Raw genomic sequence first — 26,304 nt, 5'->3', positions numbered from 1 at the left:
CCGGGCCTGTCCTGGGCGGACAGGCCCGGGCGGTGGCGGCTCAGGCGGGCTGGGCGGCCCCGGCTCGCGCGTACCGCTCGTCGAGTACGAACCCGGGGTCGACCTGGGCCGCCAGGTCGGCCCCCGTCTTCTCGTTGCCCCAGCTCTCCGCGTTCTTCAGGTGGAAGTGGACCATCTGCCGCGTGTAGCGCTCCCAGTCCCGCTGCTCGTACGAGTCCTCCGCGGCGTTCTGCAGAGCCTGCAGAGCCATCCGGTTGTCCGCCTCCAGCAGCTCGAAGCGGGCGGGGCGCCCCTTCTCCATCGCCCGCACCCAGTCGGAGTGGCCGATGGTGACCAGCAGGTCGTCGCCGACCTCGGCACGCAGGAACTCCAGGTCGTCCTCTCCCTGCACCTTGTTGCCGACGACCTTCAACGCGACGCCGAAGTCCTGGGCGTACTCCTTGTACTGGCGATAGACCGAGACGCCCTTGCGGGTCGGTTCGGCGACCAGGAACGTCATGTCGAAGCGGGTGAACATCCCCGAGGCGAAGGAGTCCGAACCGGCGGTCATGTCGACCACCATGTACTCGTCGGGGCCGTCGACGAGGTGGTTGAGGCAGAGCTCGACCGCGCCGACCTTGGAGTGGTAACAGGCCACGCCCAGGTCCGATTCCGTGAACGGTCCCGTGACCATCAGCCGGATGTCCCCGTCGTCGAGCCCGACCGTGCGGGCGCAGGCGTCGTAGACCGGGTTGTCCTCGCACACCCGCAGCAGCCGGGAACCCTCGCCGGGCGGCGTCGTCTTGATCATCGTCTCGGTGGAGGTGATGCGGGGATTGCTGCCCCGCAGATACTCCTTGATCAGCGGCAGCTGCGCCCCCATGGCGGGCAGTGCCGCGGCCTCTTCGTCGTCGAGGCCCAGCGCGGCCCCGAGGTGCTGGTTGATGTCGGCGTCCACCGCGATGACGTGAGCTTCATTGGCGGCAAGGTGGCGGATGAAGAGCGAGGACAGCGTGGTCTTGCCGCTGCCGCCCTTCCCTACGAAAGCGATCTTCATGTTCACCTAGGGTAGCGCCACGATTGCGTTCCGTTGTCGCACTTCGTGAAGAACGCCACTCCGGCCCGGCAGGCGGGCGAGGGGCGCGTAGCCTCGCTACTTATGAGTACGACTTCCTCGGACCCGCTCGCCGCTCTGGGTGCCCTGCCAGGGGTGCCCGATGCGGTGGACTCCGTACGCAAGGCTGTCGACCGGGTCTACGGGCACCGCGTCATGCGGCGCCGCAGCAACGAGGTGACCGCTGAGGCGGCCCTGCGGGGCGCCCGCGGCTCGGCCGCCCTCTCCGGCGCCGACTGGAACCTCGAGGAGGTGCGGCGCCGCACCGACTTCAGTGGTGACGGCGAGGCGCGCGTGATCGGGGCGGCTCTCCGTTTGACGGCCGAAGCGGGTCAACTCCTCTCCATCTGGCGTCAGTCGCCCCTGCGCGTTCTGGCGCGGCTGCACCTCGTGGCGGCCGGCGGGGCGACACCGGATGACGCGGTCGGACGGCCACGGCTGGCGGGTGAACCGGTGGATGAGCCTTTGATCGAGGCGCCTCTGCCGGGTGCCGACGAAGTCGCGGGGCGGCTTGAAGGGCTCAGCGGACTCATCCTTTCGGGGAGTGCGGCACCCGCTCTGGTGACGGCGGCCGTGGTGCACGGGGAACTGCTCGCGCTCCGCCCGTTCGGCTCGTCCAACGGCTTGGTCGCGCGGACTGCCGAGCGGATCGTGCTGATTGGGAGCGGGCTCGACCCGAAGTCGATCTGTCCGGCGGAGGTCGGCCACGCCGAGCAGGGGCGGGCCGCTTACGTGGCCGCCTTCGAGGGTTATCTGGCGGGAACGCCGGAGGGCATGGCCGCCTGGATCGCCCACTGCGCGCGCTCGGCGGAACTGGGCGCCAGGGAGTCGACCGCGGTTTGTGAGGCGCTTCAGCGCGGCGCCGCATAGGCGATGCCGCGGGGGACTGCGTGGTGAGGCGCTTCAGTGCGGCGCCGCACAGGGCGTGTCGCGCGGGGCTGTGTGGCGAGGGCTTGGGAGCCAGTCGGCAGCCGGCTGTTCCGGCCGCGTCGACCCTTGAGGCGGGGCGGTGGGGCCGCTTGGCGGCCGACGGCAAGAGTTGCGGCGGTACCGGAATCGGTACCGCCGCTGGCATGTCCGCCCAGTTACCAAGCGTCCTCGATATATGCCCATCAGGTCGGGTACTTTGCCCGTCCCTGGTGCGGCTGGCCCGTAATCGACGGGTCGACGTCGCGTGGGTGCCCGGCTTTCATGCGCGGTCCGTGGGGCCATCTCTGCATTACAGGTCATCCTCACGGATGTCCTTGGTCTCGCGGGCCGTTGAGTCCTTTGTACTCCAAGGGCAGGGTCAGCGGAAGTGGTGGCCGCACTTCTTTACTTTTAGGTTCAATTACGGGCGAGTCCGGCTAAACGCCCGGGCTGGGCAGGTAGCGGCGGTCGGGCTGCATGGAGCGGCGGTCGGGCTGTGCGTGAGCGCTCCGGTGGGGCGCCTGATGGTCCGGAGCGGGGTGAGCGCGGCGCCGGGAGGATGAGGTGTCCGGCGCGGCTGCTGTGCAGGGGGGCGTGTGCGGGTGCCCCTGTGAAGAGCGAGTCACGCCGGCGCCGTCAGGGCACGGCGCCGGGCCGTGTACCAGACGAGCCCGGCCGTAAGGGCCGCTGCGCTCACTGCTGCCGCGGCCATGAGCGCCGGCCGTGGCGGCATCGAGAAGGCGGGCAGACGCTGCTTGAGCCGGACCGGGCGATTGAAGACGAGAACCGGCCATTCTCTCAAGGCCGCCTCGCGCCGCAGGGCGCGGTCCGGATTGACCGCGTGGGGATGGCCGACGGATTCCAGCATGGGTACGTCCGTCGCTGAATCACTGTATGCGTAGCAGCGGGACAGGTCGTAGCCCTCCGAGACGGCGAGAGCCTTGATGGCCTCGGCCTTCGTCGGCCCGTACGCGTAGTACTCCACCTCGCCGGTGAAGCATCCGTCGTCGCCGACGACCATGCGGGTGGCGACGACGCGGTCGGCGCCCAGCAGCTCGCCGATCGGTTCCACCACCTCGGCGCCCGAGGTCGACACGATCACCACATCACGCCCGGCGGTGTGATGCTCCTCGATGAGTGTCGCTGCTTCGTCGTAGATGATCGGGTCGATCAGATCGTGCAGGGTCTCGGCGACAATTTCCTTCACCTGCTGAACGTTCCAGCCCTTGCAGAGCGAGGAGAGATATTCACGCATCCGCTCCATCTGGTCGTGATCTGCACCCCCGGCGAGGAAGACGAACTGTGCGTACGCAGTGCGCAGTACGGCGCGGCGGTTGATCAGTCCGCCTTGGTAGAAGGACTTGCTGAAGGTCAGCGTCGATGACTTCGCAATGACCGTCTTGTCCAGGTCGAAGAAGGCGGCTGTGCGCGGCAAGAAGCGGTTTTCCACAAGGCAGAGCATAGGGGCCCACCATTCGGCGTAAACTCCGGCGCGTGGGTTTGCCTGAGATGGCCCTCGGGTACACCATGGAAGTCACGGATCGTTCGCGACCGTGCTAACCCGGTCCGGCTCCTCCCCCCCCGAGTCGGCCGTGGGGACGACCCCCGCTCTCCCCCCCGGCGGGGGTCGTCGCATGTCCGGACGCGGTTCTGCCGCTCGGAATCACGCATTTCTCCTCCTTTTCGGCCGTGATGGCCTGTCTCCGCGTCGGCTTCTCATCAGCATGCACCGTCACGTTGTGTGAGGGAAGGGCTGCTCTCGGAAGTCGCCGGTTCGAGCGACGGAGTTATTCACAGCGGGGGCGTTGTCCACAGTTTCTGAGCAAGATCCACAAGATTTTCCGAAGCGCTGCACCGTGATTCCACCCGCGAAGTTCACGGGTTCCGGAATCACCGTTCTCGGAACGCTCCGAGATCGCCACGAACCGTGGTGAAGGTGAGTGAAGAAGGGGGCGGAGATCGTGGCTGAATCCAGTGCGCGGGGTCGTCTGCCGGGCGCCGAGGGGCGACGGGGCGGACCGCTGATCGTGACCGAGGACGTGGAGCTGCTCGACGATCTGCTGCGGCTGTGCGCAGCTGCGGGAGCGGAGCCCGAGGTCCATCACACGCTGCCCGACCGCAGAGGGGGATGGGAACAGGCCCCCATGGTCCTCGTGGGGGACGATGCGGCGGCTCGATGCCACGGGGCGGCCCGTCGGCGCGGCGTGATGCTCGTGGGCCGGGACCAGGACGCGCCCGACGTGTGGCGCAGGGCTGTGGAGATCGGGGCCGAATACGTGCTGCGCCTGCCCGATTCGGAGAACTGGCTGGTCGACCAGATCGCCAACGCGGCGGAAGGGGTCGGCCGGCCCGCACTGACCGTCGGGGTGATCGGGGGCCGGGGCGGCGCCGGTGCCTCCACGCTGGCCTGCGCCCTGGCGGTGACCGCGGCGAGGGCCGGCCGGCGGACGATGCTGATCGACGGCGACCCGTTGGGTGGCGGCATCGACGTGTTGCTCGGGGGAGAGCGGGCGGAGGGGATGAGGTGGCCTGATTTCGCCCATTCGAAGGGGCGGGTCGGTGGCGGGGCGCTGGAGGAGTCGCTGCCCGCGCTGCACGGGTTGCGGGTGCTCAGCTGGGGCCGGGACGACTGGGTGGTCATCCCGCCCCAGGCCATGCAGGCGGTACTGGGCGCCGCGCGCAGGCTCGGCGGGGTAGTGGTGGTCGATCTGCCGCGCCGGATCGACGAAGCGGTCGCGGAGGCCCTGGCGCAACTGGACCTCGGTCTCCTGGTGGTCCCGGGGGAGCTGCGGGCGGTCGCTGCTGCGAAGCGGGTGGCGTCGATGGCCGGGATGGTGCTGGGCGACCTCCGTGTGGTGGCGCGCGGACCGTATGCGTCCGGCCTCGACGAACAATGGGTGGCGCATGCCATGGGCTTGCCGCTCGCCGGTGAACTCCCCTTGGAGCCGGGGCTGCTGGCTGAGCAGGACATGGGGGAGCCGCCCGGGGGAAGCCCGCGTGGGCCGCTGGCGAGGTTCTGTTCGGCCTTCTGGGATCGAGCCCTTGCGGGCGAGGGAGCCGGTGGGCAGGTCATGGGTGGTGCGTCATGACCGAGGCGTTGCTCGACGCGGTGCGGCAGCGACTGGCGCAGAGTGGTGCGGCACCGACTCCGGCGGGGGTGGCGGCGGCGCTGAGGGCACAGGGGCGGTTGCTGGGCGACGCCGAAGTGCTGGGTGTCGCGGATGAGTTGCGCGGAGAACTGGTCGGAACGGGCGTGCTGGAGCCGCTGCTCGCCGATCCCGCGGTCACCGATGTGCTGGTGTCCGCTCCCGACCGGGTGTGGGTGGACCGGGGCCGCGGTCTCGAACTCACCAGGGTGACCTTCGCGGACGCGGCGGCGGTCCGCAGACTGGCGCAGCGGCTGGCGGCCGTCGCGGGGCGCCGTCTGGACGACGCCAGGCCATGGGTGGACGCCCGGCTTCCGGACGGGACCCGGATGCATGCCGTGCTGCCGCCGGTCTCCGTCGGATCGACGTGCCTGTCCCTCCGGGTGGTCCGGCCGAAGGCGTTCACGCTGGAGGAGCTGGTGGCGGCGGGGACGGTTCCGCCGGGCGGCGACCGGGTGTTGCGGGCCCTGGTGGAGGCCCGGGTCTCCTACCTGATCAGCGGCGGGACGGGGGCAGGCAAGACGACGCTGCTGTCCAGCATGCTCGGCGCGGTGGGGGAGAGGGAACGGATCGTCCTCGCCGAGGATTCGGCCGAACTCCGGCCCGACCACCCGCACGTGGTGCGCCTCGAATCGCGCCCGGCGAATCAGGAGGGTGCCGGACAGGTGACCCTCCGGGACCTGGTGCGGCAGGCACTGCGTATGCGCCCCGACAGGCTGGTGGTCGGAGAGGTGCGAGGCGCTGAAGTCACCGAACTTCTGGCGGCCCTCAACACAGGTCACGAGGGTGGTGCCTGCACGCTTCACGCCAATGCGGCGGAGCACGTGCCGGCCCGGCTGGAGGCGCTGGCGACCGCTGCGGGGCTGGACAGGACGGCGCTCCACAGTCAGCTGGCGGCGGCGTTGTCGGTGGTGGTCCATCTCGTGCGGGGGCGTACCGGCCGGCGGAGGATCTCCGAAGTCCAGGTGCTGAAACGCGATGGGGCGGGGCTGGTGGTGACCGTTCCGGCCCTGCGCTGGGGAGCGGACGGATTCGAACGTGAGCGGGGCTGGGAGCGGTTGAGGGCGCTGCTCGGGGATGAGCGGTGAGCGGTACGGCGGTGGGGGTGCCGGAGGCGCTGCACGCGGCCGCGCTGTGCGCGGGGGCGGCAGCCGGGCTGACCGTGGCGGGGAGGAGTGAAGGGAGCCGGAGAGCCCGGGCCGTAGTCGGCCTCGGCGCGGAGCGGATGTCGATGCGAGCGGGCTGGGAGAGCGGCCGGATCCGGCTTGTGAAGTGCTTGAGCGGCCGGCGGGAGTGGCTGTGCCTGCCGGTGGCTCTGGCGCTGGCCGGCCTGGGTGACTCGGTGCTGCCGGTGCTCGCCGGGGTGGCCGCGGTCCCGGTGGTGCGGCGGTGGCTGCGGAAAAGGAGGCTACGTGGCGAACGGGAGCGCAGGGCCGATGGCGTGATCGACCTGTGCGGCGCGGTGGTGGGCGAGTTGAGAGCCGGGCATGAGCCGGGGCAGGCCCTGCTGGTCGCGGTCCACGGCACGGGGGCGCTGGGCACGGCAGGGCCCCCGGTGTCCGCGGCGGCGCGGTTCGGTGGTGATATTCCGCGCGCGCTGGGACAGGCGGCGGGTGAGCCCGGCCTGGAGGGGCTTGCGGGAGTGGCGGCCTGCTGGCGGGTGGCGGCGGACGGCGGGGCCGGGCTCGCCGCCGGCCTGGACCGGTTGGAGGGCGCGTTACGAGCAGAGCGGCGTCAATGCGAGCAACTGCGGGCGCAGTTGGCCGGCGCATGGTCGACGGTGGTGGTGCTGGCGGCGCTGCCGACGATGGGCCTGGGGCTGGGGACTGCGCTCGGGGCGCAGCCGCTGAGGGTGTTGCTGCACACTTCCGCCGGGCTGGCCTGTCTGGTCCTGGGCGCGTCGCTGGAAGCGACGGGGCTTGTCTGGGCGACTCGCATCGTGCGCAAAGGAGAAGCCGCATGAGCGCCTGGTCGGCCGAAATCGTCCCCAGGGTGGGGATGGTGGGACTGGCTTTGGGTGTGTGTGTCCAGCCGGCTGTCGCCCTGGCGCGGCACCGCACGGCGCGGCGAGTACGGCGACGCGGCCTGCTCCTCGCCCTGCCCCCCGCCGCGCGGGCGCCGGTCGGCGGACGCGGGGGCCCGGAGCACATGCACCTGGGCCGGACGGACATGAGCAGGGACCGGATGCGGATTCCGGGCCTCCTCGCCGGTGCCAAGCGGTGGGTGGCGCTGCTGGCCACCGTCCTCACGGGGTGGGTTCTGGTGGGCGGCCCTGCGGGGTGGGCCGTCGGGCTGGCGGCGGCCTGCGGCACCTGGAGGTGGCAAGGCGTACGGCTCCGGCAGGCACCGCGAGCCGCTGCCGAGGAGGCGGCGAGAGCAGCGGAGGTAGTGCGTCAGCTTCCGCTGGCAGCCGATCTGCTGGCCGCGTGCATCTCTGCGGGCGCCGGGCCGCGTGAGGCCGCCGAGGCGGTCGGGGAGTCGCTGGGCGGGCCGGTCGGGGAGCAACTCGCCCGTACTGCGGCGGAGATCCGGCTCGGTGGTGATCCCGCTGTCGCCTGGGGGAGGTTCGGGGCCATACCGGGCGCCGCTCCCCTGGCGCGCTGCCTGGACCGGGCCGGGTCGACCGGTGCTCCTGCTGCGGAAGCGGTGGCGCGGCTGGCCGAGGCCATGAGAGCCGAGAGGACGAGCGCTGCGGTGGCGCGGGCTCAGCGGGCCGCTGTGTGGATCACCGCACCTGTCGGGCTCTGCTTTCTGCCCGCCTTTCTGACGGTGGGAGTGGCGCCTGTGGTGATCGGGCTGGCTGGAGGGCTGCTGCAGCCTTGACGACCCTAAAGAGTGGTTATGGGCAAGTTTCGACCAAAATCAGCGACAAAAAAACCTGTGCAACGGGGGGCTGAAGTGATGCGGAAAATCACGCGGTGGGTACGGACCGTGGCACGCAAAGTGCGAGCGGACGCCGGAATGACGACGTCGGAATACGCGGTCGGGACGATCGCGGCCTGTGCGTTCGCGGCAGTGCTCTACAAGGCGGTCACCAGTGCGGCGGTCATGGCGCGGCTGCAGTCGCTGCTCACGGACGCGCTCGATGCGAAGTTCTGAGGGCGGGGCCGGTGGGATGACGGGCTCCGGGGCACGGCGGGGGGCCGGGCAGGAGCGAGGCCCCCGGGACGGGGCCGGGCCGGCTGGGCGGTGGGGAGACCAGGGGGCGGTGACGGCGGAGGCCGCCATGGCGATCCCGGTGATGGTGATCTTCGCGCTCGCCCTCCTGTGGGCGTTGATGGCGGCCTCCGCCCAGATCCGGTGTGTGGACGCGGCGAGGGCCGGTGTCAGGGCGGCGGCCCGCTCCGAACCGGAGGCGCAGGTGAGGGAGGCCGCCCTTTCTGCGGCGCCCGAACGGGCCCGGATCGAGGTGGAGCGGGCGGGAGAGCTGTGGCGGGTCACCGTGGCCGCACCGGCGCCGGGCCCCGGGCCGCTGGCGGTGACGCTGAGCGCGGAGGCCGTAGCGGCGGCCGAGGACATGGTGGGGGCTGGGGGCGGCGTGGCGGATGGGGAGGGGAAGGCCGCGGCGCAGGACGTGGTGGGGGCAGCAGGCGCGGCGGCTGGGGACCCGGCGGAGGCGGCGTCATGAGGCGGTCGGGCCCTCGAAGGCCGGGCTGGAGGAAGTGGGGAGTGCACGGGTACCGGCGGGATCAGGGGGTGGCGACCGTATGGGTGGCGGTGACCACGGTGACGCTGAGCGTGGTCTTCGGGTTCGTCCTGGCTCTCGGGCAGGTGGTGGCGGCGCGGCACAGGGCCGGCGGAGCGGCTGACCTGGCCGCCCTGGCTGCGGCGGACCGGGCTCTGGAGGGACCGGCTGCCGCCTGCCGGTCGGCAGGGGAGGTGGCAGTGGCGCAGGGTGCGGAGGTGGTGCGCTGCACCGTCCAGGGGGAGATCGCCGATGTGACGGCCCGGGTGCGGCGCGGGCCGTACGCGCCCGAGGTCAGGTCCCGGGCCGGCCCGGCCACAGCGGCGCCCATCGGGCCGATCGAGCCGCTCGACCGCCCGGACGCGCCGGAGAACGTGGTGGTCCCTAGAGAGTGCCGGCTGGTCGAGCCGCTCGACCGCCCGGCCGCGCCGGAGAACGTGGTGGTCCCTCGAGAGCGCCGGCTGCCGTCCGGCAGCCGGACTACTGCGAGGAATCCGGTTCGTCCGCGCGGCCCGGCTCCTGCACGGCGGCCCGTTGCTCTCCCGACTCCGCCCCGCCCGGCCCAGGCACGCCCGGACTTCCCGTGCAGTCCACGTCATCCAGCCCCGGCGGGGCAGATCGGAGGAGTTCCGTGAGCAGGCGTACGGCGCCTCGTTTGTGCAGAGGCTCGTTGCCGTTGCCGCACTTGGGGGACTGGATGCACGACGGGCAGCCGGCCGCGCACTCGCAGGAGGCGATGGCCTGGCGCGTGGCGGTCAGCCAGGCGCGGGCGGTGTGGAAGGCGCGTTCGGCGAAGCCGGCGCCGCCGGGGTGGCCGTCGTACACGAAGACCGTCGGCAGCAGAGTGTCGGGATGCAGCGGCACCGACACCCCGCCGATGTCCCAGCGGTCGCAGGTGGCGAAGAGCGGCAGCATGCCGATCGAGGCGTGCTCGGCGGCGTGCAACGCGCCGCCGAGGATCTCCGGGTTGATCCGTGCCGCGTCCAGCTGGTCCTGGGTGACCGTCCACCACACGGCACGGGTGCGGAGGGTGCGGGGCGGGAGGTCCAATTTGGTCTCGCCGAGCACCTCGCCGGTGATCAGTCTGCGACGGAGGAAGGAGACGACCTGGTTGGTCACCTCCACCGATCCGTAGCAGAGCCGCCCGTCCCCCCAGGGGATCTCCGTATCGGTGTCCAGGACGGCGATGGCCGTGGTGTCGCGTGCGGTCGTCGAGTAGGGCGGACCCGCTTCCTCGACCAGTGCGACCGAGTCCTCCAGGTCCAGTTTCCGGACCAGATAGGTGCGGCCCTGGTGGAGGTGGACGGCGCCCTCGTGGACGGCGGTGTGCGCGGCGGACTCGTCGACGGTGCCCAGCAGCCTGCCGGTGCCCTCCTCGACGATCTGGACCGGGCGTCCGCCCTCGCCCCGGATGTCGGTGAGGTCGGCGGCCCGCTCGCGCCGGGTCCAGTGCCAGCCCGATGCCCGTCTGCGGAGCAGTTTCGCGGCTTCCAGCTGCGGCAGGAGCCCGTCGGCGGCGGGGCCGAAGAGAGTCAGGTCGGACGCGGTGAGCGGCAGTTCCGAGGCGGCGGCGCACAGGTGGGGGGCCAGGACGTACGGGTTGTCCGGGTCGAGGACGGTCGACTCCACGGGCTGCTGGAACAGCGCTTCGGGGTGGTGGACGAGGAAGGTGTCCAGCGGGTCGTCGCGGGCCACGAGGATGGCGAGGGCGCCCTGCCCCGCGCGTCCGGCGCGGCCGGCCTGCTGCCACAGCGAAGCCCTTGTGCCGGGGTATCCCGCGATGACGACGGCGTCCAGGCCGGAGACGTCGATCCCGAGTTCGAGGGCGGTCGTGGCGGCCAGGCCGAGGAGGCTGCCGGAGTGCAGTGCGCGCTCCAGGGCGCGGCGTTCCTCGGGGAGGTAGCCCCCGCGGTAGGCGGCGACCCGGGAGGGCAGCGAGCGGTCGATCTCGGCGAGGCGTTCCTTGGCGATGACGGAGATGAGCTCGGCGCCCCGCCGCGAGCGTACGAACGCGACGGAGCGAACGCCCTGCACGGTCAGGTCGGTGAGGAGATCAGCGGTCTCGGCCGTGGCGGTGCGGCGCACGGGTGCGCCCTTCTCGCCGGTCAGCTCGGTCAGGGGCGGCTCCCACAGGGCGAAGACCAGTTCGCCGCGCGGGGAGGCGTCGTCGGCGATCTCGGTCACCGGAAGGCCGGTGAGGCGGCCCGCCGCGACCGAGGGCGTCGCCGCGGTGGCGGAGGCGAGGAGAAAGACCGGATCGGCGCCGTAGCGGGCGCACAGGCGGCGGAGACGGCGCACCACCTGGGCGACATGCGAGCCGAAGACGCCCCGGTAGGTGTGGCACTCGTCGATGACGACGTAGCGCAGGGCGCGCAGGAAGGAGGCCCATCGGGGGTGGGACGGAAGGATCCCGCGGTGCAGCATGTCGGGATTGGTGAGGACGTAGTTGGCGTACTGACGCACCCATTCGCGTTCTTCGACGGGCGTGTCGCCGTCGTAGACGGCGGGCCTGATCCCGGGGCCCAGAGGAGCCGCCAGTTCCTTCACCGAACGCCTCTGGTCGGCGGCCAGGGCCTTGGTGGGGGAGAGGTACAGGGCGGTTGCCCCCCGGCCGTTGGGGGCTTCCGAGCCGTCCAGGAGGGCGCTGAGGACCGGGGCGAGGTAGGCCAGCGACTTGCCGGAGGCCGTGCCGGTGGCGATCACCACCGACACGCCGTCCAGCGCGTGCTCCGCCGCGGCCGCCTGGTGGGTCCAGGGGTGATCGATACCGGCCTTCTGGATGGCCGCGACCACTTCCGGACGGATGCGATCGGGCCAGATGGCATGGGTTCCCGCACGCGGGGGCAAGTGCTCCGTATGAGTGATGCGCGCGGACCGGCCCGCCCTTGCGGCGAGCCGGTCGAGGACCACGTCGGGAGAGGGGCGGGAACCCCCGCTCTCGGGTGGTTGACTGGGGCGGTGATTCTTGGCCATCGGCACCGAGTGTGTCACTGGCAAGACGGACAATGGTCCCAAGGCGTCGTGCATGGCTGCCCGTAAGTGATTGAATGCCATCGCGGCTGGCGATCCGTCCCCTGGCTCCGCCGGGGAGACCGAGGGGCGACCGCTCGATAGCAAGGTGCTGGAGGATCCGTGGACCTGTCCTTGTCGACTCGCAATGTGTCCGGCCCTGGTGGCGACCGTACGGTCGTCGAGGTCGGTGGCGAGATTGATGTGTATACCGCGCCCAAGCTGCGCGAGCAGTTGGTCGAGTTGGTGAATGACGGCAGCTACCACTTGGTTGTCGACATGGAAGGCGTCGACTTCCTCGACTCCACCGGCCTCGGCGTGCTCGTGGGCGGCTTGAAGCGTGTGCGGGCCCATGAGGGCTCGTTGCGCCTGGTGTGCAACCAGGAGCGCATTCTCAAGATTTTCCGGATCACCGGTCTGACCAAGGTGTTCCCGATCCACACCACGGTCGACGAGGCCGTGGCGGCCACCGACTGACGTCCCCTCCGCGGTCGGGCCGGCTTCGAGCCGGCCCGGCGGCGGTCGGTGCGACAGCGGTGCCGAGCCCGGGAGGCCGGGTGGCGGCTGATCGGCGGCCGCTGCTTCCGGCGGCGAGTGTCGGACACCCTTCCGTCACCCGTCCGGCGGTCTGCGGCTGATATTTCTTCTGCCGGCCGGCAGCCTCGGCAGGCGGCCGGCAGTCGAGCGGCGACCGGACGGTCAGCGGCATGCGCAGACAGAGCTCAGGAGCACCGGGCCGTTGGCCCGGCTCCATGAGTGCACTTACGTACGTTCGAGGGGGATCGTATGGCCACCGTTGAACTCCGCTTCAGCGCCCAGCCCGAGCACGTCAGGACCGCCCGCCTCGTGGCGGCCGCCGTGGCGCGCCGGGCCGGGGTCGACGAGGCCGTGCTCGACGAGGTCCGGCTCGCCGTCGGAGAGGCCTGCAGCCGAGCGGTCGGGCTGCACCGCAGCCACGGCATCACGGCGCCTGTCACGGTCGTCCTGATCGAGGACGAGAAGTCCTTCTCCATCGAGGTCGGTGACGAGGTGCCCGGTCCGGGTGCCGACGGATCCGTGCCCGGCGGCGTCTCCGGGCGTCGCGGCCCCGCGCCGGAGGTGGGACCGGACGAACCGGAACCGGAGGGCGACGGTGAGGACGAGATGGGCCTCGCGGTCATCAGCGGTCTGGTCGACGATGTGGAGGTCAGGTCCGGCGTGGACGGCGGAGTGATCCGCATGAGCTGGCCGAAGACGCCCCTCACCGTCCTCCCCTGAGCCGGCTCCGGCTCCGGCCCTGGGGCGGCTCAGCCACCCCGGACGGCGTAGCCGGCCACCCCTGATCGAGATTTCCGAGGCCCTGCTGAGCAGGGCCTTTTTTCGTTTCTGCCCGAGTAATGATCTTCCGCAATGCGTCTGCCCCATTACTGCATTCGGTCCAGGCGGGGAACTCGATCAATTGCCGTTCGGTGGATGAAGGGCAATTACATTTACCGCGCACTGTTTTGATCGTGTTCCGCTCCCTACAATCCGTCCACGTCTTGAGCGCTGAGCGTCAAGGAGGACGTATGGCGGGATCCGGCACCACACCACTGGCAGAACCGACGCAGTTTTCCGCACTTTCCGACCCACCCACCACTCTTGCGGCCGCCGTGCTCACCGATGACAACCGCGTCATCGTGATCGTCGTCGCGGTCGTCGCCGTCGCCGCACTGATCGTCGCCCAGCTGCTGGTGCGCCAGGTGCTGGCGGCGGGCGAGGGCACCGAGCGCATGAAGGAGATCGCGGCGGCGGTCCAGGAGGGCGCGAATGCCTATCTGGCCCGGCAGCTGCGTACGGTCGGTGTATTCGCCGTCGTCGTCTTCTTCCTTCTGCTGCTGCTTCCGGCGGACAACTGGTCCCAGCGCATCGGCCGTTCGGTGTTCTTCCTGGTGGGTGCGCTTTTCTCGGCAGCCACTGGATACATCGGTATGCGGCTGGCCGTGCGGAGCAATGTGCGGGTGGCGGCCGCAGCGCGTGAGGCGACTCCCGCGGAGGGCGAACCGGAAAAAGATCTCACCGCCGTTTCGCACAAAGCGATGAAGATCGCTTTCCGTACGGGCGGCGTGGTCGGCATGATCACCGTGGGGCTGGGGCTCCTGGGCGCCTCCTGCGTGGTCCTCGTCTATGCCGCCGACGCGCCGAAGGTGCTCGAGGGATTCGGGCTCGGCGCCGCGCTGATCGCGATGTTCATGAGGGTCGGCGGTGGCATCTTCACCAAGGCGGCCGATGTCGGCGCCGACCTCGTCGGGAAGGTGGAACAGGGCATCCCGGAGGACGACCCCCGCAACGCCGCGACCATCGCCGACAACGTGGGCGACAACGTCGGGGACTGCGCGGGCATGGCGGCCGATCTCTTCGAGTCGTACGCCGTCACGCTGGTCGCCGCGCTCATCCTCGGCAAGGCCGCCTTCGGTGACTCGGGCCTGGCCTTTCCGCTGATCGTGCCGGCGATCGGGGTGGTCACCGCGATGATCGGGATCTTCGCGGTCGCCCCGCGCCGCGCCGACCGCAGCGGTATGACCGCCATCAACCGCGGGTTCTTCATCTCCGCCGTCATCTCACTGGTGCTGGTGGCCGTAGCGGTCTTCGTCTACCTGCCGTCCTCGTACGCCGAACTGGACGGGGTCAGCGATGCGGCCGTCACCTCGCACGGCGGCGACCCGCGGGTCTTCGCGCTGGTCGCCGTCGCGATCGGCATCGTGCTGGCAGCCCTGATCCAGCAGCTGACCGGCTACTTCACCGAGACGAGCCGGCGCCCCGTCCGGGACATCGGCAAGTCCTCACTGACCGGACCGGCGACCGTCGTGCTCGCCGGAATCTCCGTCGGCCTGGAGTCCGCCGTCTACACCGCGCTGCTGATCGGGCTCGGCGTCTACGGGGCGTTCCTGCTGGGTGGTACGTCGATCATGCTGGCGCTCTTCGCGGTGGCGCTGGCGGGAACGGGGCTGCTCACCACCGTCGGGGTGATCGTCGCCATGGACACCTTCGGCCCGGTCTCCGACAACGCGCAGGGCATCGCAGAGATGTCCGGTGACGTCACCGGCGCCGGTGCGCAGGTCCTCACCGACCTGGACGCCGTGGGCAACACCACCAAGGCCATCACCAAGGGCATCGCCATCGCCACGGCCGTCCTGGCGGCGGCGGCGCTGTTCGGGTCCTACCGCGACGCGATCGCGACGGCGGTCGACGATGTCGGCGCCTCGGCCGGGGAGATGGGGCTGAGTCTCGACATCTCCCAGCCCAACAACCTGGTCGGACTGATCCTCGGCGCCGCGGTGGTCTTCCTCTTCTCCGGCCTGGCCATCAACGCGGTCTCCCGGTCCGCGGGCGCCGTGGTCTACGAGGTGCGGCGGCAGTTCCGCGAGCACCCCGGGATCATGGACTACACGGAGAAACCGGAATACGGGCGCGTCGTCGACATCTGCACCAAGGACGCGCTGCGCGAGCTGGCCACGCCCGGTCTGCTGGCGGTGCTGGCGCCGATCGCGGTCGGCTTCAGCTTCGGTGTCGGCGCACTCGGTTCGTATCTGGCGGGCGCGATCGGCACGGGGACGCTGATGGCCGTCTTCCTCGCCAACTCCGGCGGGGCGTGGGACAACGCCAAGAAGCTCGTCGAGGACGGCCATTACGGCGGCAAGGGCAGCGACGCCCATGCCGCGACCGTCATCGGTGACACGGTCGGCGATCCGTTCAAGGACACGGCCGGGCCGGCGATCAACCCGCTCCTCAAGGTGATGAACCTGGTGGCGCTGCTCATCGCTCCCGCGGTGGTGCAGTTCAGCTACGGCGAGGACGCGAGCGCGGGGGTGCGTGCGGTGGTGGCGGCGCTGGCCGTCGCGGTCATCGTCGGCGCGGTCTACCTCTCGAAGCGGAGGGGCATCGCGGTGGGCGATGAGGGCGGCTCGGACGGCGGGGACGGGGAGGGGAGGGCCAGGCCGGCCGATCCGGCAGCCGCTCAGTGAGGCGGGGTTCGCACGCCGCGTAGGCGCCGGTCGCACGACGCCCCATCAGGAGGCGGGCGGGCGCGGCACTCTGATGCCGGGTTCGCCCGTCCGTGCACCCGCGCGAGTCGGGTTCACCCCTCCGTGGGCCCGAACGCGTCATCGCCATCACTCACCCGTCCGTGTGTCCGCGCGAGTGATGCCTCGTTCAGGTGTTCCCGCTCTCGGCGGCCGTGCGGGTGAGTGGCATCTCCCTCATTTCCCTTGGTGCAAATGGCTGCAAAAGGCCACTCATCGGACGTCCGACACCCGGATGGAGGGCGCTCGACGTGTAAGTTCCGGGGCCGAGAGCCTTGGAAGGGACCAATCCGGTGAACAAGAAGCTTGCGGCCGCGCTGTCCGGCGGTGCGGTACTGGTACTTACGCTGTCGGGCTGCAGCGACGACAGCGACAACAAGGTGAACGACTGGGCCAAGAAGGTCTGCGACCAGGTCCAGCCACAGCTGCAGAAGATCGCGAACGCCAACGCCTCGATCCAGCAGCAGACGGCCGACAACAGCAAGCCCGCCGACGTCCAGAAGACCGACTCGGCCGCCTTCCAGCAGATCTCGCAGGCGTACAAGGCGCTGGGCACGGCCGTCGACTCGGCGGGTCCGCCGCCGGTCGACGACGGCGAGACGACGCAGAAGGAAGCGGTGAAGGAGCTCAACGCCTCCTCCGTGGCCTACGCGAATCTGCAGAAGAAGGTCGACGACCTGGACACCGGGGACCAGGCGAAGTTCGCCGACGGTCTCAAGGGCATCGCCGACGAGCTGAACAAGATCAGCACGAACGGCGACCAGGCGCTGAAGAAGCTCCAGTCCGGCGAAGTCGGCGCCGCGATGGCCAAGCAGAAGGGCTGCCAGAAGCCGACGGCCTCGGCATCGCCCCCGGCCGGTGCGCCGAATGAGGCGACGCCCTCGAAGGAGGCGTCCGCCTCGCCCAGCAAGAAGGCGTAACGGGAAGCCTTGGCAGGAGGTCGCGGCAGGACGTCACAGGCCCCTGCGACCGGCCCGGCGGCCCCGAGGGGCCGCCGGGCCGCTGCCGTTGTCAGCGGGAGCCGTCACAATGGGGCATGTGAGTAAGACCAGCCTTCCCGCAGCAGACCACGCGACCCGGCTCCGCGAAGCCCTGCTCGCCGCCGCCTTCACCGCCGACGGTCTCCTCGACCTGCTTGGCGCACCCGCTTACGCCGCGCTCGCCCGCAGCGAGACGGTTCCGGCGTTGCGGGCCACCCGGGGTGACGGGCCGCTCGACACGCTGGTCCGGCTCTTCCTTCTCCAGCGCCCCGTCCCCGCCGGGCGGGCGGCCGCCGTGCTGCCGGTGGAGGAGTGCGTGGCGGACGGCTGGCTGACCGAGGCGGACGGCGAGGTGCGGGCGACGGTCGACGTGCGGCCGTACAGCGGGCCGGAGGGCCAGGACTGGTTCATCGTCTCCGACCTGGGCTGCGCGGTGGGCGGGGCCGGCGGGATCGGTTCGCACGAGGAGGGCGTCGTCCTCGGGATCGGCGGGGCCTCCACCACCCTCGCCGGGATCACCGTCCGCCGCCCCGTCGAGTCCGCACTGGACGTCGGTACGGGCTCCGGCATCCAGGCGCTGCACGCCTCGCAGCACGCCACCCGCGTCACCGCCACCGACCTCAACCCGCGCGCCCTCGACTTCACCCGGCTCACCCTCGCCCTGTCGGGCGCCGCCCCGGCCGACCTGCGCGAGGGTTCCCTCTACGAGCCCGTCGGCTCCGAGACGTACGACCTCATCGTCTCCAATCCGCCGTTCGTCATCTCGCCCGGCGCCCGGCTCACCTACCGCGACGGCGGGATGGCGGGCGACGACCTGTGCCGGACCCTGGTGCAGCAGACCGGCGACCGCCTCAACGAGGGCGGTTACGCGCACTTCCTGGCCAACTGGCAGCACACCGAAGGCGAGGAGTGGCAGGACAGGGTGCGGTCCTGGGTGCCGTACGGCTGCGACGCGTGGATCGTGCAGCGCGAGGTGCAGGACGTCACGCAGTACGCGGAGTTGTGGCTGCGCGACAGCGGCGACCACCGCACGGACCCCGCCGATTACGCCGCGCGGTACGACGCCTGGCTCGATGAGTTCGAGGCCCACGGGACGAAGGGGGTCGGATTCGGCTGGATCGCTCTGCGGAAGTCCGCCGCGGCCGCCGCCGGAGAACCCTCGGTCGTGATCGAGGAGTGGCCGCACGCGGTGGAGCAGCCGCTCGGACCGGTCGTCGAGGCGCACTTCGCCCGCCAGGACTACCTGAGGGAGCAGGATGACGCGGGGCTGCTGGCCGCGCACTTCACCCTCGCTGCCGAGGTCGTGCAGGAGCAGGTGGGCCTCCCGGGCGCCGAGGACCCGGAGCACGTGGTGCTGCGTCAGAACCGCGGTATGCGACGCGCGACGAAGGTCGACGCGGTCGGAGCCGGATTCGCCGGGGTCTGCGACGGGTCGCTGCCCGCCGGACGGATCCTGGACGCGATCGCCCAGTTGATGAACGAGGACCCGGTCCTGCTGCGCGACCGCACCCCGCAGGCCATCCGGCTGCTGGTCGAAGAAGGGTTCCTGGAGCCGTTGCCCCCGGGCGGGCGGGTGACCGGGTGATCCGTATCGAGCTCGACCAGGCGTCGCTCGGTGCGACGCGGATCGCCATCAGCCCGCTGTGGGACGCGTTCTGCAGCCTGCATCTGGCCATGCCGCACCGCACCCCTTCCCGGCCGTACGAGGAGTGGGTGGTGCGCGCCCGCGAGGTGCTGCGGGAGGACGAGCGCACGGACGCGCTGCGGCTGCTGATCGACGGGCCGGACAACTTCCCGGACTTCCTGCTGCCCCGCCCGGTCGGGGCGACGTCGGTGGAGGCGGAGCTGGACACCGTCCGGGCGACGCCGCCCGATGTCGTACGGGCTGGGATCGCCGAGCACTATCCGGGGCTTGAGGACCACCCCCGGATCCGCCTCTACCTGCAGGACCCCGAGGCGGCCTGCGCGGATCTCGCCGACGCCTACGCGGCTTACTGGGAAGGCGCGATGGCCGCGCACTGGCCCACGATGCGCCGGCTCGTCGAGGACGAGGTCCTGATCAGAGCCCGTACCTTCGCCACCGAAGGCATCGACGCGCTGTTCACCGGCCTGGAGAGCCGCGCCAAGTGGACACCGCCCGTCCTCGAACTGACGAAACACATCGACGCCGAGTACCGGGCGGGGGAGCGGAGGCTGCTGCTCGTCCCGCTGGTCTTCGCGGAGGGCTGCCGGCTCTACTCCACCGACGACCCCGAGGTCCTGACGGTCTCCTTCCAGGCCCGCGGCGCGGGCGCACTGCGCGAACGGGCCGCGGAGCGCCCCGGGAGCGGTGACCGGCTCGGGCTGCTGCTGGGCCGGGGCCGCGCATCGGTCCTGCGTCAGCTCGGCGGTCCGCTCACCACCGCCGGCATAGCCGACCGGCTGGGGCTCGCGCCGAGCACGGTCTCGGAGCACCTGTCGGTCCTGGCGGAGGCGGATGTCGTCACCCGGCACCGGATCGGCCGCAGTGTGTACTACCAGCTCACGGACACCGGCCGGGCCCTGCTCGCGCTGCTTTCCGGCGAGGACGTGCTGCGCGCGGTGTCCTGAGCGGGACGGGAGGGGCGGCGAGGGACGCGGGGGACGATTCGGCGGCCCCCGAATCGATGGCGGGTCCGGCACGGCCGGGCCTAGCGTCCCCGCCATGCTTGCGATCGAGGCGAAGAACCTGCGCCGTACCTACACCAGCCGGTCCGGCTTCCTGCGTCCGCGCCGCACCGAGACCGAAGCCGTGCGCGGAGTCACCTTCGAGGTGGCGCGTGGCGAGCTCTTCGGGCTGCTCGGCCCCAACGGCGCGGGCAAGACCACCACCATCAAGATGCTCAACACCCTGCTGCTGCCCACCTCCGGCACGGCCCGGGTGCTGGGACACGACGTGGCGTCCGACCCCGTCGCCGTACGCCGCAGGATCGGTTACGTCTTCGGCGGCGACCGGGGCCTGTACGACCGGCTCTCCGCCCTCGATAATCTGCGCTACTTCGCCGAGCTGTACGCCGTCGAGCCGCGCGAGCAGAAGCGGCGGATCGCCGAACTGCTCGACCTGGTGGGTCTCACCGGACGGGAGAAGGAGCGCGTCGAGGGGTATTCGCGCGGGATGCGGCAGCGGCTGCACATCGCGCGCGGACTGCTGCACCGGCCCGACGTCCTGTTCCTCGACGAACCGTCCATCGGGGTCGACCCGGTGGCCGCACGCGATCTCCGTCGCACGGTCGCCGATCTGCGGGCCGGTGGCACCACCGTCCTGCTGACCACCCATTACATGGCGGAGGCGGATGAGCTGTGCGACCGGATCGCGGTCATCGCCGGCGGCACGATCCGGGCGCTGGGGACGCCCGACCGGCTCAAGTCCAGGGTGCAGGAGCGCGGCGTCCTGGAGATCGAGGCGTACGGGGCGGGTGAGGAACAACTCGACCGCATCCGGGCCCTGGCAGGCGTGCACGGGGTGGCCGCCGAGGACCGGGGCAGCCGGCAGGCGGTCATCGTGCAGACGGAACGCGGCGCGGATCTGCACGTGCAGGTGCTGGCCGCGCTCGACGGAGTGCGGGTCGGACGGGTCGTCACACGGGAACCCACCCTGGAGGACGCCTACATCGCGATCGTCGAGGAGGCGGAGACGGGCGTCCCCGTGGAAGACGGCCGGAAGGAGGCCGCCGTCGCACCGGCAGCAGTGGCTGTCGCACCGGCAGGGGCGCCCGTCGCGTCGGCGACCGTGCCCGTCGCACCGGCAGCAGTGCCTGTCGCACCGGCAGGGGCGCCCGCCGGGGCTGCCGGGCCGGTCCGGTCCGCCGACGAGGCCGCGGCGTGACCGCCTCCCGGGCGCTGCGCCTGATCGCCGTCGGCGTGCGTACCCACGTCTCGTACATGAGCCGTTCACCGCTCGAAATCACCTTCGCCGTCCTCGTACCCCTCGTCTACGCGACCCTCGCCGTCTATCTCTTCCGCGCCGCCGACGACCCGGACCGGCTGCTCACGGCGGCCGTCGGCGCCGGGCTGATGGGCATCTGGTCCTCGGTGCTCTTCGGATCGGGCGGAGCCGTGCAGAACCAGCGGTGGCTCGGGACGCTGGAGACCCTGGTCGCCTCGCCCACCCCGCTCGCGCTCGTCCTGCTGCCGATCACCCTGGCCACCGCCGTGATCGGTACCTACGCCATGGGGGCGACGGTGATCTGGGGCGCCGTGCTCTTCGACGTGCCGCTCGATTTCGCGCACCCGTTGCTCTTCCTGGCCGCCGTCCCGGTGTGTGTCCTGTCGCTCGGGATGATGGGGCTGCTGCTCGCCGCCACGTTCGTGTTGCTGCGCAACGCCAACGCACTCGCCAACCCGCTCGACGCTCCGGTGTGGCTGCTGTCCGGGATGCTCGTGCCCGTCACCGTGCTGCCGGACTGGACGCGGCCGGTCTCCTGGGCGCTGCCCACCACCTGGGGCTCGCGGGCGGTGCACATGGCGACCTCGGGCGGCCCGGAGCCCGCCGGGGTGCTGATCCCGATGGCCGTGGCCCTCGGCCTGGGGGCGCTGTACGCGGTGGCCGCCGTCCTGGTTCTGGGACGGGTCGAACAGCGTGCGCGAGCCGCCGCCACCCTCTCCCTCGCCTGAAGGCCCCTCACCCGGGGCCTCCGCGGCCGACGCCGCCCCTCCCCCCCTCCCGACATCAGGAGTCGCCCCATGTCTGCCCACACAACGGACGCCGCCTTCATGCCCGGCCCGTACCGGAAAGCCGCCTCGGCGTTGCGGCTCGTCGTCGTCGGGGGCGGACTGTCCTACCGGGCCCTCTTCAACTGGACGACACCGCCCATGTTCATCGGCACCCTGCTGGTCGGGCCCCTGCTGCAACTCCTGTTCTTCGTCTTCCTGGGACGGGAGCTGGACGTCGCGGACGACCGGTTCTATCTGCTCGGCAACGCCGTCGTCTCCGCCTCGACCGCCTGCGTGTACGGCGGCACGATGGCCATCGCCAACGAACGCCGTTACGGGACGCTCGGCGCCGTACTGCTGAGCCCCCGGAACCGGGCTCCGCTCTGGTTCGGCCGCGCTCTGCCGTATGTACTGAACGGCCTTGTCATCAGCGTCTTCACGCTCGCGGTGGCCTGCCTGCTGCTCGGCCTGCGGATTCCGGTTGGGGCCTTGCCCGGGCTGGCCGCGGTCCTGCTCGCCGCCGCGGCGGGATGCTCCGCCTTCGGTCTGGCGCTGGGGGCACTGGGACTGCGGTTCCGCGACGTCTTCCTCATCTCGAACGTGGCCAGTTCCGGCCTCCTGCTCCTGACCGGGGCGAACGTGCCGCGGGCGTACCTTCCGGAGTGGATGCGGGCCGTCGGGGACGTCCTGCCGATGACCCATGCGGCCGACGCGGCCCGCGAGTTGTCCGCCGGGGGAGGTCTCGACGGCCGGGCCATCGCCGCGGAACTGCTGACGGGGGCCGGGTACGCCGTGCTCGCCGTCGTCCTGCTGACGGTGTTCGAACGGGGCAGCAGACGGCGCGCCACGCTCGACGTGATGTGACTTCGGCCATGGCCACCGCCGCGCGCGGCCGCCGAGGCGTGCACCGCCGCCACCGCACGCGGCCGCCGAGGCGTGCACCGCGGTTCGGCTGTTCACCCGGCGTTCGCGTCGGCGACGTCCTGCGGTGGGAGCCTCCCCGGAGGGGCAGCGGCACCGTACGGACAGACCATGCCAGGGGCCGCGCCGGGGGGACGGGGAGGCGTACGGGTATGGAGAGCGGACCTGCTGTCTTCGCCGGAACGGCGTTCGCGCTGTTCGGCGCGGCTCTGCTGCTGTGGACGGGGGCGCGCGTGCTGCACCGCGCGCCGGTGGCGCACGGGGTGAGCCCCGTCGCCTCCGGCATCCTCGCCACCGTGTTCGGCGTACTTTTTCTCGTCCTCGGAGTGTGGTGCCTCACGCACGTCTGAACCTGCTCCGGCCCCGGCCGCCCGCCCCTGCCCGAGCCCGTTCCGACCGGGCGCCCGCCCCGGCCCGCCCGGGAACACGCCCGGGCCGCCCGCGCCTCGCCCCCCGTACCCGCAGGGCAGCCACAGCGCCTCCGAAACACGCAGGCAGCGGCCGTGCACACGGCGGACCGAGCGGGCCGGGCGGCAGGAATGGCGGAAGTCGGGTTACCGTTCGAGTGGCCGTTGCGGGCTTTTGCCGTTTGACACGGGGGCGGGTTGTACCGTCACACTCCGCAGCGACAGCACCTTCGGCAGCGCCATCGCGCTGCCCTGATGCCCACCGAGCGTCGACCGGAGAGAAGAGCGAAGTTGTCCCCGACCAGCGAGACCGCACAGGGCGGCCGCCGACTCGTCATCGTCGAGTCGCCTGCCAAGGCGAAGACGATCAAGGGCTATCTCGGCCCCGGATACGTCGTCGAGGCGAGCGTCGGGCACATCCGCGACCTCCCGAACGGCGCCGCCGAGGTGCCGGACGAGTACACCGGCGAGGTACGCCGTCTCGGCGTGGACGTCGAGAACGACTTCCAGCCGATCTATGTCGTCAATGCCGACAAGAAGGCCCAGGTCAGGAAGCTCAAGCAGCTCCTGGCCGAGTCCGACGAACTCTTCCTCGCCACCGATGAGGACCGCGAGGGCGAAGCCATCGCGTGGCACCTGCAGGAAGTGCTCAGGCCCAAGGTCCCCGTCCACCGGATGGTCTTCCACGAGATCACCAAGGACGCGATCCGGGCGGCCGTCGCCAACCCGCGCGAGCTCAACCAGCGCATGGTCGACGCCCAGGAGACCCGCCGTATCCTCGACCGCCTCTACGGCTACGAGGTCTCGCCGGTCCTGTGGAAGAAGGTCATGCCGCGGCTGTCGGCGGGCCGTGTCCAGTCCGTCGCCACCCGCCTCGTCGTCGAGCGGGAGCGCGAGCGCATCGCCTTCCGCTCCGCCGAGTACTGGGACCTGACCGGCACCTTCGCCACCGGCCGCACCGGTGACGCCTCCGACCCCTCGACGCTCACCGCCCGCCTCAGCGCGGTCGACGGGCGCCGTATCGCCCAGGGCCGCGACTTCGGTCCCGACGGGCAGCTCAAGGCCGGATCCGCGCAGACCCTGCACCTGGACGAGACGAACGCCCGCGCCCTGGCCGCCGCGCTCGCCGACTCGGCGTTCGCCGTGCGGTCCGTCGAGTCGAAGCCGTACCGCCGCTCCCCGTACGCCCCCTTCCGTACGACGACCCTCCAGCAGGAGGCGAGCCGGAAGCTGGGCTTCGGGGCGAAGGCCACCATGCAGGTCGCGCAGAAGCTGTACGAGAACGGCTTCATCACCTACATGCGTACCGACTCCACGACCCTCTCGGACACCGCGATCTCAGCGGCCCGGGCGCAGGTCACGCAGTTGTACGGGGCCAATTACCTGCCGGACAAGCCGCGTACGTACGCCGGCAAGGTCAAGAACGCGCAGGAGGCGCACGAGGCGATCCGTCCCTCCGGCGACCGCTTCCGCACCCCTGCCGAGACCGGACTCACCGGCGACCAGTTCCGGCTCTACGAACTGATCTGGAAGCGGACCGTCGCCTCCCAGATGAAGGACGCGGTCGGCAACTCCGTCACCGTCAAGATCGGCGGCCGGGCGAGCGACGGCCGGGACGCCGAGTTCTCCGCCTCCGGCAAGACGATCACCTTCCACGGCTTCATGAAGGCGTACGTCGAAGGGGCCGACGACCCGAACGCCGAGCTCGACGACCGCGAGCGCCGGCTGCCGCAGGTCGCCGAGGGCGAAGCGCTCTCCGCCGACGAGGTCACCGTCGACGGGCACGCGACCAAGCCGCCGGCCCGCTACACCGAGGCCTCGCTGGTCAAGGAGCTGGAAGAGCGCGAGATCGGCCGCCCGTCGACGTACGCCTCGATCATCGGCACGATCCTCGACCGCGGCTACGTGTTCAAGAAGGGCACGGCCCTCGTCCCGTCGTTCCTCTCGTTCGCCGTGGTCAACCTGCTGGAGAAGCACTTCGGCCGGCTCGTGGACTACGACTTCACGGCCCGTATGGAGGACGACCTCGACCGCATCGCCCGCGGCGAGGCCCAGTCCGTGCCGTGGCTGAAGCGCTTCTACTTCGGTGCGCGGGAGGGTGACGACACGGCCGGCGCCGGAAAGGCGTCGGACGCGGGCAACGGCGACGGCGACCACCTCGGCGGGCTCAAGGAGCTCGTCACCGACCTCGGGGCCATCGACGCCCGGGAGATCTCCTCCTTCCCCGTCGGCAACGACATCAAGCTGCGGGTCGGCCGGTACGGCCCGTACATCGAGCGCGGTGAGAAGGACTCCGAGGGCCACCAGCGCGCGGACGTCCCCGAGGACCTGGCGCCCGACGAGCTCTCCGTCGAGTACGCGGAGGAGCTGCTGGCCAAGCCGAGCGGCGACTTCGAGCTCGGCACGGACCCGGTGAGCGGGAACCAGATCATCGCCAAGGACGGGCGCTACGGTCCCTACGTCACCGAAGTGCTGCCCGAGGGCACGCCGAAGACCGGCAAGAACGCCGTGAAGCCGCGGACCGCCTCGCTCTTCAAGTCGATGTCGCTGGACACGGTGACGCTGGCCGACGCGCTGAAGCTCATGTCGCTGCCGCGCGTGGTCGGCGAGGACGCCGAAGGCGTCGAGATCACCGCGCAGAACGGCCGCTACGGTCCGTACCTGAAGAAGGGCACGGACTCGCGGTCGCTGACCTCGGAGGACCAGCTCTTCGACATCACGCTCGAAGAGGCCCTCGCGATCTACGCCCAGCCCAAGCAGCGCGGGCGGGCCGCCGCGAAGCCGCCGCTGAAGGAGCTGGGCACCGACCCGGTGAGCGGTGCTCCGGTCGTCGTCAAGGACGGGCGTTTCGGTGCGTACGTCACCGACGGCGAGACGAACGCGACGCTGCGGACCGACGACAGCGTCGAGGACATCACGCCGGAGCGCGGCTACGAGCTGCTCGCCGAGAAGCGCGCCAAGGGGCCCGCCAAGAAGAAGACGGCGAAGAAGGCCCCGGCGAAGAAGGCCCCGGCCAAGAAGGCGACCGCGGCGAAGAAGACGGCGACGGCCGCCAAGAAGACGACGACGGCGGCCGCGAAGAAGGCGACCGCGGCGAAGAAGGCTCCGGCCAAGAAGGCGTCGGCGAAGAAGGCGGCCTCTTCGGCTGCCTCGGCTTCCGCCTCTGCGGAGGACTGAGCGCCTGGGGCCCTGAGCTCCTGAACGCCGGAGGGGCTGGAGCGATGTCCAGCCCCTCCGGCGTCGCCGTGTTTCCGGGGCGGGGTGCGGCGCGCGTGTGCCGGGCTGAGAGGTGAGCGGGGCCCCGGGGTGCGTGCGGGTGGTGTGACGGCCCGGGGGAGGCTCTGCGCCCGGGAGGTGTACGGGCGGATCGTCGGGGGCGGGTCTGTGGTCGTTTGTTCGGACGCGGCCCCCGGTCACCGGTCCGCTCCCGATAGGCTGGGCGG

At 71.2% G+C, this 26,304-nt stretch carries 21 protein-coding genes and 1 pseudogene; 19 read left to right on the top strand and 3 right to left on the bottom strand.

The genetic code is table 11. The features are described 5' to 3' along the window. Nucleotides 1-40: 40 nt before the first annotated feature. Nucleotides 41-1,036, bottom strand: coding sequence for an ATP-binding protein (locus E6R60_RS12230; RefSeq protein ID WP_136326524.1), 996 nt, complete (start codon nucleotides 1,034-1,036; stop codon nucleotides 41-43). Nucleotides 1,037-1,138: 102 nt separating this feature from the next. Here E6R60_RS12230 and E6R60_RS12225 point away from each other — a divergent pair, with 102 nt between their 5' ends. Then, the gene (locus tag E6R60_RS12225; protein ID WP_136326523.1) at nucleotides 1,139-1,963 is read left to right on the top strand and encodes an oxidoreductase; all 825 of its coding nucleotides are present in this window, start codon (nucleotides 1,139-1,141) and stop codon (nucleotides 1,961-1,963) included. A gap of 661 nt (nucleotides 1,964-2,624) precedes the next feature. On the opposite strand, the gene E6R60_RS12220 is transcribed toward E6R60_RS12225, so the two are convergent. Beyond that, the gene (locus tag E6R60_RS12220; protein ID WP_136326522.1) at nucleotides 2,625-3,464 is read right to left on the bottom strand and encodes an HAD-IB family hydrolase; all 840 of its coding nucleotides are present in this window, start codon (nucleotides 3,462-3,464) and stop codon (nucleotides 2,625-2,627) included. Between the two features lie 565 nt (nucleotides 3,465-4,029). On the opposite strand from E6R60_RS12220, the gene ssd reads away from it, so the two are divergent. From ssd to E6R60_RS12185, 7 genes and pseudogenes are all read left to right on the top strand, one after another. Further along, complete coding sequence (gene ssd, locus E6R60_RS12215) at nucleotides 4,030-5,091, top strand: septum site-determining protein Ssd (RefSeq protein WP_240802537.1); 1,062 nt, start codon at nucleotides 4,030-4,032, stop codon at nucleotides 5,089-5,091. Next, complete coding sequence (locus E6R60_RS12210; protein WP_136326521.1) at nucleotides 5,088-6,236, top strand: TadA family conjugal transfer-associated ATPase; 1,149 nt, start codon at nucleotides 5,088-5,090, stop codon at nucleotides 6,234-6,236. Before ssd ends, E6R60_RS12210 begins: the two co-directional genes overlap by 4 nt. Next, a complete protein-coding gene (locus tag E6R60_RS12205) occupies nucleotides 6,233-7,111 on the top strand; it encodes a type II secretion system F family protein (RefSeq protein ID WP_240802520.1) in 879 nt (292 codons plus the stop codon). The genes E6R60_RS12210 and E6R60_RS12205 overlap by 4 nt, the downstream gene beginning before the upstream one ends. Then, nucleotides 7,108-7,971 (top strand): type II secretion system F family protein, encoded by an 864-nt coding sequence (locus E6R60_RS12200; RefSeq protein WP_240802519.1) that lies wholly within the window; start codon nucleotides 7,108-7,110, stop codon nucleotides 7,969-7,971. The genes E6R60_RS12205 and E6R60_RS12200 overlap by 4 nt, the downstream gene beginning before the upstream one ends. 78 nt (nucleotides 7,972-8,049) lie before the next feature. Further along, entirely contained in the window at nucleotides 8,050-8,247 is a 198-nt protein-coding gene (locus E6R60_RS12195; RefSeq protein WP_136326767.1) for a DUF4244 domain-containing protein, read from the top strand. Further along, nucleotides 8,234-8,776, top strand: a complete 543-nt coding sequence (locus E6R60_RS12190; protein ID WP_276613958.1) for a TadE family type IV pilus minor pilin — start codon at nucleotides 8,234-8,236, stop codon at nucleotides 8,774-8,776. The genes E6R60_RS12195 and E6R60_RS12190 overlap by 14 nt, the downstream gene beginning before the upstream one ends. Beyond that, nucleotides 8,773-9,087 (top strand): annotated as a pseudogene (locus E6R60_RS12185) (Rv3654c family TadE-like protein); the annotation flags it as partial. The gene E6R60_RS12190 and the pseudogene E6R60_RS12185, both read left to right, overlap by 4 nt. 226 nt (nucleotides 9,088-9,313) lie before the next feature. Here E6R60_RS12185 and E6R60_RS12180 read toward each other — a convergent pair. Beyond that, complete coding sequence (locus tag E6R60_RS12180; RefSeq protein WP_240802517.1) at nucleotides 9,314-11,887, bottom strand: DEAD/DEAH box helicase; 2,574 nt, start codon at nucleotides 11,885-11,887, stop codon at nucleotides 9,314-9,316. 78 nt (nucleotides 11,888-11,965) lie between these two features. Between E6R60_RS12180 and E6R60_RS12175 the strand changes: the two genes are divergently transcribed. From E6R60_RS12175 to topA, 11 genes are all read left to right on the top strand, one after another. Beyond that, nucleotides 11,966-12,319 (top strand): STAS domain-containing protein, encoded by a 354-nt coding sequence (locus E6R60_RS12175; protein ID WP_003967428.1) that lies wholly within the window; start codon nucleotides 11,966-11,968, stop codon nucleotides 12,317-12,319. A gap of 309 nt (nucleotides 12,320-12,628) precedes the next feature. Continuing rightward, nucleotides 12,629-13,099 (top strand): ATP-binding protein, encoded by a 471-nt coding sequence (locus tag E6R60_RS12170; RefSeq protein WP_136326519.1) that lies wholly within the window; start codon nucleotides 12,629-12,631, stop codon nucleotides 13,097-13,099. A gap of 290 nt (nucleotides 13,100-13,389) precedes the next feature. After that, nucleotides 13,390-15,825, top strand: coding sequence for a sodium-translocating pyrophosphatase (locus tag E6R60_RS12165; protein ID WP_136326518.1), 2,436 nt, complete (start codon nucleotides 13,390-13,392; stop codon nucleotides 15,823-15,825). Between the two features lie 350 nt (nucleotides 15,826-16,175). Beyond that, complete coding sequence (locus E6R60_RS12160; RefSeq protein WP_136326517.1) at nucleotides 16,176-16,802, top strand: small secreted protein; 627 nt, start codon at nucleotides 16,176-16,178, stop codon at nucleotides 16,800-16,802. A gap of 109 nt (nucleotides 16,803-16,911) precedes the next feature. Then, a complete protein-coding gene (locus E6R60_RS12155; RefSeq protein ID WP_136326516.1) occupies nucleotides 16,912-18,447 on the top strand; it encodes a class I SAM-dependent methyltransferase in 1,536 nt (511 codons plus the stop codon). After that, nucleotides 18,444-19,451, top strand: a complete 1,008-nt coding sequence (locus tag E6R60_RS12150) for a helix-turn-helix domain-containing protein (protein ID WP_136326515.1) — start codon at nucleotides 18,444-18,446, stop codon at nucleotides 19,449-19,451. The genes E6R60_RS12155 and E6R60_RS12150 overlap by 4 nt, the downstream gene beginning before the upstream one ends. A gap of 94 nt (nucleotides 19,452-19,545) precedes the next feature. After that, on the top strand, nucleotides 19,546-20,706 hold the full coding sequence (locus tag E6R60_RS12145; RefSeq protein ID WP_240802516.1) for an ABC transporter ATP-binding protein: 1,161 nt from the start codon (nucleotides 19,546-19,548) through the stop codon (nucleotides 20,704-20,706). Further along, nucleotides 20,703-21,494 carry an ABC transporter permease gene (locus E6R60_RS12140; protein WP_136326514.1) on the top strand — a complete coding sequence of 264 codons (792 nt, stop codon included), beginning with the start codon at nucleotides 20,703-20,705 and terminating at the stop codon, nucleotides 21,492-21,494. Before E6R60_RS12145 ends, E6R60_RS12140 begins: the two co-directional genes overlap by 4 nt. A gap of 69 nt (nucleotides 21,495-21,563) precedes the next feature. Further along, complete coding sequence (locus tag E6R60_RS12135; RefSeq protein ID WP_136326513.1) at nucleotides 21,564-22,397, top strand: ABC transporter permease; 834 nt, start codon at nucleotides 21,564-21,566, stop codon at nucleotides 22,395-22,397. 209 nt (nucleotides 22,398-22,606) lie between these two features. Continuing rightward, nucleotides 22,607-22,804 carry a hypothetical protein gene (locus tag E6R60_RS12130; protein ID WP_136326512.1) on the top strand — a complete coding sequence of 66 codons (198 nt, stop codon included), beginning with the start codon at nucleotides 22,607-22,609 and terminating at the stop codon, nucleotides 22,802-22,804. 348 nt (nucleotides 22,805-23,152) lie between these two features. Further along, a complete protein-coding gene (gene topA / locus E6R60_RS12125; protein ID WP_136326511.1) occupies nucleotides 23,153-26,038 on the top strand; it encodes a type I DNA topoisomerase in 2,886 nt (961 codons plus the stop codon). The last annotated feature ends 266 nt before the right edge of the window (nucleotides 26,039-26,304 follow it).

The organism is Streptomyces sp. A0642 (assembly GCF_004795105.1).
In the GTDB taxonomy this organism is placed as follows: domain Bacteria; phylum Actinomycetota; class Actinomycetes; order Streptomycetales; family Streptomycetaceae; genus Streptomyces.
Note: the sequence above shows the minus strand (reverse complement) of the source record. Positions and strands in the feature narration are given on the sequence as shown.